Origin of the sequence: Enterobacter quasimori (assembly GCF_018597345.1) — a bacterium.
Taxonomy (GTDB): Bacteria; Pseudomonadota; Gammaproteobacteria; order Enterobacterales; family Enterobacteriaceae; genus Enterobacter; species Enterobacter mori.
Genome location: NZ_JAHEVU010000003.1, coordinates 211930 through 224815, shown reverse-complemented (window position 1 = coordinate 224815; position 12886 = coordinate 211930). Strand labels below are relative to the sequence as shown.

8 protein-coding genes, 1 tRNA gene and 2 pseudogenes are annotated in these 12886 nt (G+C 53.4%); 7 read left to right on the top strand and 4 right to left on the bottom strand.

The features are described from left to right. Nucleotides 1-206 precede the first annotated feature (206 nt). The 5 genes from rpsU (at nt 207) to KK102_RS13135 (ending at nt 7510) form a co-directional block, all read left to right on the top strand. Nucleotides 207-422 carry a 30S ribosomal protein S21 gene (rpsU, locus tag KK102_RS13155; RefSeq protein ID WP_001144069.1) on the top strand — a complete coding sequence of 72 codons (216 nt, stop codon included), beginning with the start codon at nt 207-209 and terminating at the stop codon, nt 420-422. Between the two features lie 115 nt (nt 423-537). Then, nucleotides 538-2283 (top strand): DNA primase, encoded by a 1746-nt coding sequence (gene dnaG, locus KK102_RS13150; protein ID WP_089599648.1) that lies wholly within the window; start codon nt 538-540, stop codon nt 2281-2283. 135 nt (nt 2284-2418) lie between these two features. Further along, on the top strand, nt 2419-4290 hold the full coding sequence (gene rpoD / locus KK102_RS13145) for an RNA polymerase sigma factor RpoD (RefSeq protein WP_260591527.1): 1872 nt from the start codon (nt 2419-2421) through the stop codon (nt 4288-4290). A gap of 162 nt (nt 4291-4452) precedes the next feature. Then, complete coding sequence (yncE, locus tag KK102_RS13140; protein WP_216357760.1) at nt 4453-5502, top strand: 7-bladed beta-propeller protein YncE; 1050 nt, start codon at nt 4453-4455, stop codon at nt 5500-5502. Between the two features lie 10 nt (nt 5503-5512). After that, the gene (locus KK102_RS13135; protein ID WP_216357759.1) at nt 5513-7510 is read left to right on the top strand and encodes a TonB-dependent receptor domain-containing protein; all 1998 of its coding nucleotides are present in this window, start codon (nt 5513-5515) and stop codon (nt 7508-7510) included. Nucleotides 7511-7540: 30 nt separating this feature from the next. On the opposite strand, the gene mug is transcribed toward KK102_RS13135, so the two are convergent. Then, the gene (gene mug / locus KK102_RS13130) at nt 7541-8047 is read right to left on the bottom strand and encodes a G/U mismatch-specific DNA glycosylase (RefSeq protein WP_100166453.1); all 507 of its coding nucleotides are present in this window, start codon (nt 8045-8047) and stop codon (nt 7541-7543) included. Between the two features lie 124 nt (nt 8048-8171). On the opposite strand from mug, the gene KK102_RS13125 reads away from it, so the two are divergent. Beyond that, nucleotides 8172-8247: transfer RNA gene (locus tag KK102_RS13125), tRNA-Ile, on the top strand. A gap of 505 nt (nt 8248-8752) precedes the next feature. On the opposite strand, the gene KK102_RS13120 is transcribed toward KK102_RS13125, so the two are convergent. The 3 genes and pseudogenes from KK102_RS13120 to KK102_RS22225 form a co-directional block, all read right to left on the bottom strand. Beyond that, a complete protein-coding gene (locus KK102_RS13120; protein ID WP_126545250.1) occupies nt 8753-9004 on the bottom strand; it encodes a MafI family immunity protein in 252 nt (83 codons plus the stop codon). Nucleotides 9005-9014: 10 nt separating this feature from the next. Further along, nucleotides 9015-9281: pseudogene (locus tag KK102_RS22450) on the bottom strand (EndoU domain-containing protein); the annotation flags it as partial. 129 nt (nt 9282-9410) lie between these two features. Continuing rightward, a pseudogene (locus KK102_RS22225) lies at nt 9411-12034 on the bottom strand (hemagglutinin repeat-containing protein); the annotation flags it as partial. Nucleotides 12035-12373: 339 nt separating this feature from the next. Between KK102_RS22225 and KK102_RS13095 the strand changes: the two are divergent. Then, entirely contained in the window at nt 12374-12829 is a 456-nt protein-coding gene (locus KK102_RS13095; RefSeq protein WP_126545251.1) for a SymE family type I addiction module toxin, read from the top strand. Nucleotides 12830-12886 lie beyond the last annotated feature (57 nt).

Below are 12886 nucleotides of genomic sequence, written 5' to 3'. Positions count from 1 at the left end.
AGTGTAGAGCCTGGGCGGGTTGATGTAAAACTTTGTTCGCCCCAGGAAGAAGGCTCGTGTATACTCCTCACCCTTATTAAAGTCCCTTTCAAAATCGCATCGGTGCTTTACAAAGCAGCAGCATTTGCAGTAAAATTCCGCACCATTTTGAAATAAGCTGGCGTTGATGCCAGCGGCAAACCGAATTTATTAAAGGTGAGAGTTACATGCCGGTAATTAAAGTACGTGAAAACGAGCCGTTCGACGTAGCACTGCGTCGCTTCAAACGTTCATGCGAGAAAGCAGGTGTTCTGGCTGAAGTTCGTCGTCGTGAGTTTTATGAAAAACCAACGACCGAACGTAAGCGCGCTAAAGCTTCCGCTGTGAAACGTCACGCGAAGAAACTGGCTCGCGAAAACGCACGCCGTACTCGTCTGTACTAATTGGTTGAGGGCATCAGCCCTCAATTGACAGACAGAGTAATAGTCGTAAGGCCGTGCTTCCGGAAGGAATGCGCGGCTTGTTTTCGTTTATAAGTCGCTTAAAATTTTGGGGCATATGGCCGGAAGAATCCCACGCGTTTTCATCAATGACCTGCTTGCCAGAACCGACATCGTCGATCTCATCGACGCGCGGGTAAAGCTGAAAAAGCAGGGCAAGAACTACCATGCGTGCTGTCCGTTCCATAACGAAAAAACCCCCTCCTTCACCGTAAACGGTGAAAAGCAGTTCTACCATTGCTTCGGCTGTGGCGCACACGGTAATGCCGTCGATTTTTTGATGAACTACGACAAGCTCGAGTTCGTTGAAACCGTCGAAGAGCTGGCGGCGATGCATAACCTTGAAGTGCCGTATGAAGCAGGCAGTGGGCCAAGTCAGATCGAGCGCCATCAACGGCAGACGCTGTATCAACTGATGGATGGCCTGAATTCGTTTTACCAACAGTCTCTTAAGCACTCTGCTGCTGAGCCTGCGCGTCAGTATCTGAACAAGCGCGGACTGAGCGACGATGTCATTGCGCGTTTCGCTATTGGCTACGCCCCGCCCGGCTGGGACAACGTGTTAAAGCGTTTTGGCGGCAATAGCGAAGATCGTAAGTCTCTCATCGATGCAGGCATGCTGGTCACCAACGACCAGGGACGAAGCTACGACCGCTTCCGTGAACGGGTGATGTTCCCGATCCGCGACAAGCGAGGCCGGGTAATTGGTTTTGGTGGTCGCGTACTGGGTGATGCCCTGCCGAAGTACCTCAACTCCCCGGAAACCGATATTTTCCATAAGGGCCGCCAGCTGTACGGTCTTTATGAGGCGCAGCAGGATAATGCGGAACCTCCGCGTCTTCTGGTCGTCGAAGGCTATATGGACGTCGTGGCGCTGGCGCAGTACGACATCAACTACGCGGTTGCGTCGTTAGGAACGTCCACAACAGCGGATCACATCCAGCTGCTGTTCCGCGTGACCAACAACGTGATTTGTTGTTACGACGGAGACCGCGCCGGACGCGATGCCGCCTGGCGCGCGCTGGAAACCGCGCTACCCTATATGACCGATGGGCGTCAGCTGCGCTTTATGTTTCTGCCCGACGGTGAAGACCCGGATACGCTGGTGCGTAAAGAGGGCAAAGCGGCGTTTGAAGCGCGGATGGAGCAGGCTCAGCCACTCTCCACGTTTTTGTTTAACAGCCTGATGCCGCAGGTCGATTTGAGTACCCCTGACGGGCGCGCGCAGCTCAGTACGCTGGCGCTGCCGTTAATCAGCCAGGTGCCCGGCGAAACGCTGCGCATCTATTTGCGTCAGGAGTTAGGCAACAAGCTCGGCATTCTGGACGATAGCCAGCTTGAACGTTTAATGCCTAAACAGGCTGAAAACGGTGCGGTTCGCGCCGCGCCTCAGCTAAAACGCACAACCATGCGTATACTGATAGGGTTATTGGTGCAAAACCCCGAGCTTGCTCCGCAAGTGCCGTCGCTGGCGGGTTTGAACCACGAAAAATTGCCCGGACTTGGCTTATTTTCAGAACTGGTCAACACATGTTTGTCTCAGCCAGGTCTGACCACCGGACAACTTTTAGAACATTATCGCGGCACAAAAGAGGCCGCTACCCTTGAAAAATTGTCGATGTGGGACGATATAGCAGATAAAGACATTGCAGAAAAAACGTTCACCGACTCGCTCAACCATATGTTTGATTCGATGCTTGAGCTGCGCCAGGAAGAGTTAATAGCTCGCGAGCGCACGCACGGCTTAAGCAGCGAAGAACGCCGGGAGCTCTGGATGATTAACCAGGAACTGGCGAAGAAATAAGTCAAAGACAAAAGTATTTAACGGCTTAAGTGCCGAATATCGATCGGGAAGCCCCCGGCAGCCGCACTGAGAGGCAGCGGCAAAAATATAAGTACGCCCTCGCTTTAAAGGTTGGCAGCCCCATCGCCGACACCAATCAAACGAAATAAGTGTGGATACCGTCTTATGGAGCAAAACCCGCAGTCACAGCTGAAACTTCTTGTCCAACGCGGTAAGGAGCAAGGCTATCTGACCTATGCCGAGGTCAATGACCATCTGCCGGAAGATATCGTCGATTCAGATCAAATCGAAGACATCATCCAAATGATCAATGACATGGGTATTCAGGTGATGGAAGAAGCACCGGATGCCGATGATCTGTTGCTGGCTGAAACCTCCAACAACACTGACGAAGATGCGGAAGAAGCTGCTGCACAGGTACTGTCCAGCGTGGAATCTGAAATCGGGCGTACCACTGACCCGGTCCGCATGTACATGCGCGAAATGGGTACCGTTGAACTGTTGACCCGCGAAGGCGAAATTGACATCGCTAAACGCATCGAAGACGGGATCAACCAGGTTCAGTGTTCTGTTGCTGAATACCCGGAAGCCATTACCTATCTGCTGGAACAGTACGATCGCGTTGAAGCTGAAGAAGCTCGCCTGTCCGATCTGATCACCGGCTTTGTCGATCCGAACGCTGAAGAAGATATGGCGCCTACCGCCACTCACGTCGGTTCTGAACTGTCTCAGGAAGAGATGGATGACGACGAAGACGAAGATGAGGAAGAAGAAGACGACAGCGACGACGACAACAGCATCGACCCTGAGCTGGCGCGTGAGAAGTTTGCCGAGCTGCGTACCCAGTACGAAGTGACGCGTGACACCATCAAAGCGAAAGGCCGCAGCCATGCTGCCGCTCAGGAAGAGATCCTGAAGCTGTCTGAAGTGTTCAAACAGTTCCGCCTGGTGCCAAAACAGTTCGATTACCTGGTGAACAGCATGCGCGTCATGATGGATCGCGTGCGTACCCAGGAACGTATCATCATGAAGCTGTGCGTTGAACAGTGCAAAATGCCGAAGAAGAACTTCATCACCCTCTTCACCGGCAACGAAACCAGCGAGACCTGGTTCAACGCGGCTATCGCGATGAACAAACCGTGGTCAGAAAAACTGCATGATGTGAAAGACGATGTGCAGCGCGGTCTGATGAAACTTCAGCAGATCGAAGAAGAAACCGGCCTGACCATTGAGCAGGTAAAAGACATTAACCGTCGTATGTCCATCGGCGAAGCGAAAGCCCGCCGTGCGAAGAAAGAGATGGTTGAAGCGAACTTGCGTCTGGTTATCTCTATCGCGAAGAAATACACCAACCGTGGTCTGCAGTTCCTGGATCTGATTCAGGAAGGCAACATCGGTCTGATGAAAGCGGTAGACAAGTTTGAATACCGTCGTGGCTACAAGTTCTCTACCTATGCGACATGGTGGATCCGTCAGGCGATCACCCGCTCTATCGCAGACCAGGCGCGCACCATCCGTATTCCGGTGCATATGATTGAGACCATCAACAAGCTCAACCGTATCTCCCGCCAGATGCTGCAAGAGATGGGCCGCGAGCCGACGCCGGAAGAGCTGGCTGAACGCATGCTGATGCCGGAAGACAAGATCCGTAAAGTGCTGAAGATCGCCAAAGAGCCAATCTCCATGGAAACACCAATCGGTGATGATGAAGATTCGCATCTGGGTGATTTCATCGAGGACACCACCCTCGAGCTACCGCTGGACTCTGCCACCACCGAGAGCCTGCGTGCTGCCACGCACGACGTTCTGGCTGGCCTGACCGCCCGTGAAGCAAAAGTCCTGCGTATGCGTTTCGGTATCGATATGAATACCGACCACACGCTGGAAGAAGTGGGTAAACAGTTCGACGTTACCCGCGAACGTATCCGTCAGATCGAAGCGAAGGCGCTGCGTAAGCTGCGTCATCCAAGCCGCTCTGAAGTGCTGCGTAGCTTCCTGGACGACTAATCTGTCCTGACAGCAAAAACTCCCTGCGGGGAGTTTTTTTTTGGGGATTTTCTACCGGGAGTACAAAAATTAGTAGGGGTGACCGCCTGCATATGCAATTGTAAATGATATTTATTTTCATTATCATTTTTCTTTTCGTAAACTACTGTAAAGAAAAATTACATGAATTTCAAAACATTAAAAAATCATTCCCTCTGTGCGCTCGCGATTTCCCTGGCACTTCACGCGGGTTCTGTTTTGGCAAAGGACTTCACGGAAGATCGGTTCACCTCTCAGCCGCTGGGTCACGGCGTTTACGAACTGGCTTATGACGCTGGACAAAAGGTTGTCTACGCGGCCTCGGCTCCCTCTTTCGACAAAGACAAACCCGCCGGTGAAGTGTTCCAGCTTGCGGCCGATTCACTAAACGTTAATGAGCGCATTACTACCCAGCGCCGCCCGTTTGCGGTTTCACTGGACGATGCCAATCATATCCTGTGGTTAGGCAACGCGCTTGATGGCTCCGTGACGCTGCTGGATACCCGCACCGACAAAGAAGTGAAAATCATCCAGCTTGCGGATGCTGAGAATAAAGCACACGTCCGCGAGGTGGTACTGGATAAGAAACACCACCGCCTGTACGTCTCCGGCATCGGCAGTAAAGGCAAAGGCGTGCTGTGGGTCGTCGACACGCAAAAACAGACGTTGCTGCTGACCCACAAACAGATGGATCCGGTCGGTTTTGCGGTCGATGCAGCAGGCGATAAAGTTTACGCTGTGACCGGCAAAGGCGAGCTAATTACCCTGGATGGCAAAACCTCGCAGGTTCTCTCCCGCGTGAAGGTTGACCCCGCTGAGCCTAAACACTACTTCCTGAACATCGCGTTGAACACCGCCAAAGGTATTGGTTTTATTGCGGATACCAACATTCGTGACGTGCTGGTTGTCCAGCTCGACTCCGGCAAAATTGTTCATCGCGTTCCAACCCCGAACGCTATTGCCGCGGTCTACAACCCTGCGCGCGATGAAGTGTATGTTACCCATCGCAATGCCCGTCAGATAAGCGTTATCGATGCCAACACCTACAGCCTGAAACACACCGTCACAACGGCGGCGATGCCAAACAGCATGGTGCTTTCCCCTGACAACAAAACGCTGTTCGTCAGCGTGAAACAGGATGAGAAGGCCAACAAGGCTGACTATGTGCTCAAACTCGATTTAACCCCATTCTGAGGAGTGCGACGTGATGAACCAGACACGAACGGCGCTGGCGATGTCGCTCGCCCTCGCCACCCTTCCTGGGGCGGCTTTCGCCGAGGAAGCTACCCCGGCAGATGAAGATCAGCTTGTCGTCACCGCCACCGGTTTCGCGCAGGAACGCCGCGAAGCACCGGCCACCATCTCTGTCGTCGGTGAAAAAGAGCTTAACACCCGGTCGAACCAGAACGTCACCGAAGCGCTTCGTGAGATGCCCGGCGTATTAGTGGGCAACGGTAACGGAAGCCTGGCCACGGGTGATGTTCAGATGCGCGGCATGGACTCAACCTATACCTCTTACATGGTGAACGGCATCAAACAGGGTACCCGTGAATCCCGCCCTTACGGGCACCACATCGGTACCGAAGCGGCCTTTTTACCTCCGCTTGCCGCTATCGAGCGCATCGAGGTGATCCGTGGGCCGATGTCCTCCCTGTATGGCTCTGACTCCATTGGCGGCGTGGTGAACGTCATCACCAAAAAAGGCTACAACCTGGATGCATGGACCGGCGTACTGGAAGATAACTACTTCCTGCAGGAGAAGAGCGAGTACGGCAACACCAACCAGACCAACGCTTTCCTGATGGGGCCGATTATTCCCGGCAAACTCGGGGTGAGCGTGGCGGCGGATTATCTGGACCGTCGCGATGACGACAGCCAGAACGATGAGCGCTTTGTGAAGCACAAGGCCGGGAATCTGGACGCGACCATCAACATGTCGCCGACCGATACCCAGCTGTGGGATTTAAATGTCGTTAAAGGGCATCAGGAAAAATCACACAACGATAAAGCCTGGGAATGGGATTTTGACCGCGATGCCGCGTCGCTTTCTCAGCACGCCTGGTACGGCGACGATTTGCTGGAAGCGAAAAACTTCGTCAGCTACGAGAACGCCAAAACCGAATATCGCGTTCCGGGGATGAGCTCGCAGTTCATCAAACAGCGCAACTACGAGGCCAATAGCGCGAACACCTTTACGCTGGGCGATCACAAGCTGACGCTGGGGATTAACTTCACCCGCAACGAGCTGGACGACACCTTCGGTATTGCAGACAAGGAAGTGCCGGGCGTCACGCCAGTCAGCAAAATCACGCGTAACGGCTGGGCGGTCTTCGCCGAAGACGCCTGGATGATGGTGCCGGACTTCACCCTCACCACCTCAGCACGTCTCGATCACGACAGCTACTTTGGCTACCACGTGACGCCAAAACTTTACGGTAACTGGACGATTGATGAAAGCTGGGCGCTGAAAGGTGGCGTCTCTGCGGGCTATAAAAAACCGGATCTGCGCCAGAACAACGAAGGATTCACCAGCGTTTACGGTTCGTATCCTTATTCCTATATTGGCATCGGTAACAACGACCTGAAGCCCGAGCAGAGCGTCAACACCGAACTGGGCGTCTACTGGCAAGAGGACGCGCTGGCGCTGGATGCCACCGTGTTCTTCACCAAGTTTAAAGACAAGATCAGCGATTACACCATCTGTACCGCAACGGCTACGCAGAAGTGTGTGTACAACGGCTATGAAGCGGAAGAGGTCTCCCAGTACTTCAACGTCAGCGACGCGGAAATTTATGGTCTGGAGCTGAACGGTGACTGGCAGGTCACGCCCGCGCTGAAGGCTAACGCGAACTACACCTATACGCACAGCGAGCAAAAGAGCGGTCAGTACAAGGGTGAAGCGCTGAACGAATTCCCGAGCAGCATGGCCAACCTCTCCCTGACGTGGAACGCGCTTAACGATCTTGAGCTGTGGACCAAAGCCAGCTGGCGCAGCAACACGCCGAACACCGGGAAATCGACATCCACAGAGGCCTATGCGCTGGTCGATTTAGGCGCACGCTACCATCTCAACAAGCGCATCACGCTGATGGCGGGGGTATACAACCTGTTCGACGTGAACCCGATCTACAAAACGTCCTATAACCAGTCTTCCCTGCTGGAAGGACGCCGCTACAACATGGGCGCACGCTTCGAGTTCTGACAGTGACGCCGGAGCCTCTGGCTCCGGCAGCTACAGCCCGCGCACCATCAGCGCCTCATCCAGTTCGCGATAGGCTTCAACCAGCTTATCCAGCGTTGCCCTGTTCAACCCGCTTGGGTTTGGCAGCACCCACACCTGCGTAACGCCGATGCTAATGCTCTGTTTACCCCACTGCGCCCCGCGCTGGCTGAATGCCTGCTCGTAAGCCTGCTTGCCGAGGATAGCCAGCGCAGCGGGCTGATAATCCTCTATCTTCTTGACCAGTTCCCGCCCGCCGCTGCGTAGTTCATGCAGATTGACTTCGGTTGCCTGCACCGTAGGACGCTCGACCAGCATGGTGATCCCACAGCGCGTATCCAGCAGATGTTGCTCCTCTTCTGGCTTGAGTAGCCTGTCGGTAAACCCTGCCTGATAGATCACCTTCCAGAAGCGATTTCCCGGATGAGCGAAGTGAAAACCGGTGTGCGCCGAGGATTTCCCCGGGTTGATACCGCAAAACACCACCCGCAGGCCAGGGGCCAGAATGTCGTTAATCATCTTTACTCCCACTGATACGTCGTTATGGAAGTATAAAGGATTGATTATGCATTGTTTATAAAAACAGCAGGCAGGAGTGAATGGCTGGATTGCTGCGGGGAGTTACTTTATAATTCACCGCCACGGCCCCTTAGCTCAGTGGTTAGAGCAGGCGACTCATAATCGCTTGGTCGCTGGTTCAAGCCCAGCAGGGGCCACCAAATTTTAGCTTTAAAATCAGCAAATTAAGCCACCTTTCATAAGGTGGCTTTTTCATTATCAAATCCCAGTGTCGCAAAAGTGTCGCACGAATTAAAAACGCTATGCTGACTATCCGCCCCTGAGTTCCCCATTGTTTTGTCCCTACGCGTACAAATATCCATCCAGTGCCCATATGCCGCTTGCCATGCTTCCGACTCGTCAGAATAAATGTTTTCCTCAATCGGCAACCACTCTACCCCTTTCGTACCGAACACAAGATATCCGTGTTGGTGGCCGCCACGATGTCCACGTTATTGCCTGTGGAAAAAGTCGTGGGCTTCACATACTTTTCCCCTCGCAGCAAAACTATCAATCTGTTTGGCACTCAGCTCATTATTCTTAATTTGAATGAGAGTGGATCTCACAGGCTGATTTACCGACGAGTTGCTATTCAAGCTCCACGCTTAGTAAGCATTCATGAAGCGATCCAAGTGAAAAATATGGATCACTTATAAATTCATTAGATTATTTATCCGGATTTATATATGTATACCTACTATTTATTTCAAGATTTAAATAATTAGCTATATCAATGATTTGAGCATATTCACATTTACTGATCACAACATCATGATCACCGATATGATCGCACAAAGTTTCAAATGCTAATATATTCTCTGAGAATCCAATATAATCAAGAGCAAAGTCAACCATTGAAGGATCTAACCGATCTTTCAGCCCTTCACCCAATAATCTAATTTTTTCATTAATATCCATTACGCTTACTCTATTTCTTAATCGGCTTTAACGTTGGAGGAGTAGGATTACTATCCGGAAACGCAGTTACTATTTTGCCACTTGCTGGTTCGTATACTACACGAACTCTAACATTATCTCGTTCTTCCCAAGCAACCCATCTTGCAGGATTTCCTGCATTTGTATACGCCCCACCAGTTTCTGTCTGAGCAAACCATTGGGTATCGGGTGAAGTTGCTATATCACCCACAGCATGAACAACCTTATCTGCCGACCAACTTTTAGGGAAAACTGTTTTACCCGGATTACCTGGATATAGATGCCCACCTTGCGTAGGACTATCCCCATACAAAATATGCTGTTTTGCTTCAGGTGAAAGAATATCAACATATTTCTGGTTTGCCTGCGTGATAGAACTCTCAGCCATAAGTCCACTGAGTTTTCCGGCAGCAGCCGAACCCAGCACAGGTGTAACAGATGCCGCTACGATTTTTATTCCATCATAAGTAGATACATATTGCTCTGCCGTAGCCTTATCAACCCCAAGCTGCACCATGGCGTAATTCACCATCGCATCCTTCACCTGCTGCTGATTCTGTGCATCAACGCTGGTCACATCCAGCAGGTTCACTATCTGACCGTAAGCATCGGCGTACTGCTGGCTAGTTTTCGAGTTATAGTTACCGGTTTTTTCGTATTCACCTTTAGCTGCGATAACTTCGAGTCTTGCTCCGGCACAGGCCGCACTGCCAGCATTACCATTACCACAGGCATCAATGACTTTCTGGTCGCTGGCGATATCTTTTTCACGTAGATCATTGATAGTCTGCTGTGCTTTTTCACGTTCTGCCGGATCTTTGCTGTTGAGTTTCAGCTTCGCTAACTCAAGCTCTGTCTTTTCAGACACGCTCAGATAGTTATTCTCAACCGCATTCTTCCCGCCCTGCGCCCCCGCTGCAGCCGACGCCGTGCTGTCTCCCGCCAGTCCGCCAGCCATCCCTGCCGATATCGTCGCCAGCGTGCTGACCGTCTGCTTCTGCTCCTCACTCAGGTCGCTGACCGCTTTGCCCGGATACATTGCCGCCATGATTGCACGCGCCGCAAGCTCACCCGTGGCCGCTCCGGCCGCACCCGCCGCTGCACTGTTCCCCTGCAAGGCCGCCACCGCGCCGCCCAGTATCGCGTGCGCAATGGTGTTGACGGCCGGATTACCCTCGGTTGATTTCAGCAGATGCGCCAGTTCCGGTGCCGAAGCTCCCGCCAGCGCGCCGGCGATATCTCCCCCGCCAGCCCCTGTAGCGCCGCCGTCGCCGCCGGAATACCACGCTGAAGGTCACTGCCCGTGCCGTATTTTGCCTGCTCGTTACGGTACGTCTGCGTCTCTTTCAGTTGCTCAACGGTCAGGTCAGGATGCGCCTTGCGCGCTTCTTCCAGCGCATTCAGCTCGCCCTGCGTTCGGGCGATGTCGGCCACCTGCCCGCCGATATCGCTGATGGCGCTCACCTGCGCAAGCCGCTGCTGCTCCTTCTCCTTGTCAAATATCGGGCTGATGCTGTCGTTCGCGTGTTCCGTGTCCCGGCTCAGGTTTACCACATCCTGCTGCTGGTTCGCGGTATCCCGGACGGTGATGTTACCCTCACCCACAGCCGCCTGCGTCGTGCCTTCCGCATGACCGCTTCTGCCCGCTGCCGATACCACGCCGCCCGGCAGGTTGCCCTTGAATGCATCGCCGCCAAAGTCACCGCCGCCGCTCAGGCTGATGCCGCTGTGGCTGACCTTATAATCCGCCTCGTTGTGGATATCCCGGAAGCCCAGCGTTCCCGTATCGAGACTGTTTTTATCCGCCGTCGCCGTCGAGGCAATTACCGCACCGTCAAGCTGCGTGTGGCGTCCCACCGTCACATCAAAGCCGCCGTCACCCGCGAAGAGCCCCGTCTGCTCCTGCACCGAGTCATACGTGCTCTTCATTTTGTCCTGGCTGGCGCTGATGTAGCCGGAACCCGTCATGCTGCCGAAGGTGAAGCTGCCGCCTGCCGCCGCGCTGTTCTGCGTCGATTTATAATCGTTGCTGTCCTGCTGGCTGCTCATCCACAGGTCGCGTCCGATATCCGCAACGATTTTATCGCCACTCACCTGCGCGCCGTTCAGAATGGCGTCCCGACCGCTGGTCATGGAGACCGTCCCGCCGCTGTCGAGCGTCGTTTCCGTCCACGCCGTACCGTCTCCCTTTTCACTGCCTTTCGAAGCATTCACATTCGCAAACACGCCGATGCCGTAACCGCTCTTGCCACCGCCAATGCTGACGCCTGCGCCGCCCCCGCTGCTGCTGTTCTTTCCTGTCGTCTGCTGCGTGCTGGCCGCGCCGCCCAGCACAATGTCGTTCGCAGCGGCAAGCGCGGTGTCGCCGCCCGCCTTCAGCTGGCTACCGCCGATAAGGATGTCGCCGCTGTTCTCCCCCTTCCCTTTTCCGGTCGCGGTAATGGACAGATTATTCCCCGCATTCAGCGTACTGCCCGCAACCGTGTCGCTCTGCATGTGCTGTTCGGATTTCGATTTCTGCGAGGAGAGCGAAACGCTCACGCCAATGCCGTTGTTCGGGTCACCGTTAACCTGTGCTACTTCCGCACCCTGAGCCGCCTGCACGCCTGACAATGCCGCTTTGGTCGCTTTCAGCGCCGCGAGGCGGTCATCACTCTCGCCTTTCGCGTCGCGTGCCGTCTGCACCGCGCTGTTCACCGCGCTCCCCGCCGCCCCCGACAGCGCCACCGTCAGACCGCTGCTCTTCTGCTCGAACCTCTCATCGCGGGTGCGTTTGTCGTGCCCCGGCTCAATCACCACGCTGTCGCCGGTAAGATTAATATCCTTCTGCGCGATGATATCCGCCCCGCCGATATGCGCCTGTTTGCCCGCCGTGATGCTGACGCTGCCGCCCGTCGAACCGACCGTGCTGAAGCTTTCACTCTGCGTCGTGCCCTGCTCCCGCAGGTCGTGGGTAGTTTTGCTGCTGCCAATGGTGAAGCCGATACCGTTGATATACCGGCTGCCGGTCTGGTTCAGAATGGCGTTGCTGACGTAACGGGTATCGAACGCCGCGTCGCCGTGGAAACGATTCTGGTAGGCGGCGGTATAAAGTAGCCATTGTTGCTATTTATTATGCAACACGACCGCAAGCAGTAATATTTCCTGAAGCTAACTCGCAATTTCAATAATTAATTTCTCATCAGATACTGTATTTTTATTCAGTCCGGTATAATCAACACATAGAAAATCACTTCACAGTAAAGGAAGCGTTAACAGGATATAATCTTTCATATCATTAAAGAACGCGACATGAAGGTGTATCAGCACCTTCATGCCGCTGACCACAAAGCAACTTATACGGAGTTGAATATGGCTGAGACGAATTTTAAGCCAGAGTTTACTGTTTTCAAAACAGAATCAGACGCTTTTGACAGTATTACCGAAAACCGCGATCTGATACGCAAAAATGATATTCGCCGTTTGCACGGGAACCGAACTGATGCTGCCCCCGTTCACCCCCGAGCGGAAACGGAGGAAGACAGTTCTGCCTGTTGTGAGCTTTATTCACGGGTAGACTGTCGATACCTTCCCCTTAGTGGAAAATGGCTCGCAAATGCAGGTTTTATCAACGGGATGCCTGTCAAAATCCGGGTCATGAAGGATTGTATTGTCATTACGCCGCAGCATACGCGTGAGTTATGGGGATGCCTTGAAGGTATGAGTGTGGTGAATATTAATAAAAAGAAAGTGTCGCAGTGGTTGAAAACGTTTCCGGGAGCGCTGAATGATTTGGGTGATGTGCCGGTGATTAAGCGGGGTACGTGACAGTTAAAAAGATCCCGACTCTGAGGTCGGGATCTTTAATTAACCCTGAGGAAAATT

Excerpts from the sequence above, each read along its gene's own strand:
- dnaG (WP_089599648.1), top strand. The coding sequence starts at position 538 with ATGGCCGGAAGAATCCCACGCGTTTTCATCAATGACCTGCTTGCCAGA.
- mug (WP_100166453.1), bottom strand. The coding sequence starts at position 8,047 with ATGATTAACGACATTCTGGCCCCTGGCCTGCGGGTGGTGTTTTGCGGT.
- yncE (WP_216357760.1), top strand. The coding sequence starts at position 4,453 with ATGAATTTCAAAACATTAAAAAATCATTCCCTCTGTGCGCTCGCGATT.
- KK102_RS13095 (WP_126545251.1), top strand. The coding sequence starts at position 12,374 with ATGGCTGAGACGAATTTTAAGCCAGAGTTTACTGTTTTCAAAACAGAA.
- KK102_RS13120 (WP_126545250.1), bottom strand. The coding sequence starts at position 9,004 with ATGGATATTAATGAAAAAATTAGATTATTGGGTGAAGGGCTGAAAGAT.
- rpsU (WP_001144069.1), top strand. The coding sequence starts at position 207 with ATGCCGGTAATTAAAGTACGTGAAAACGAGCCGTTCGACGTAGCACTG.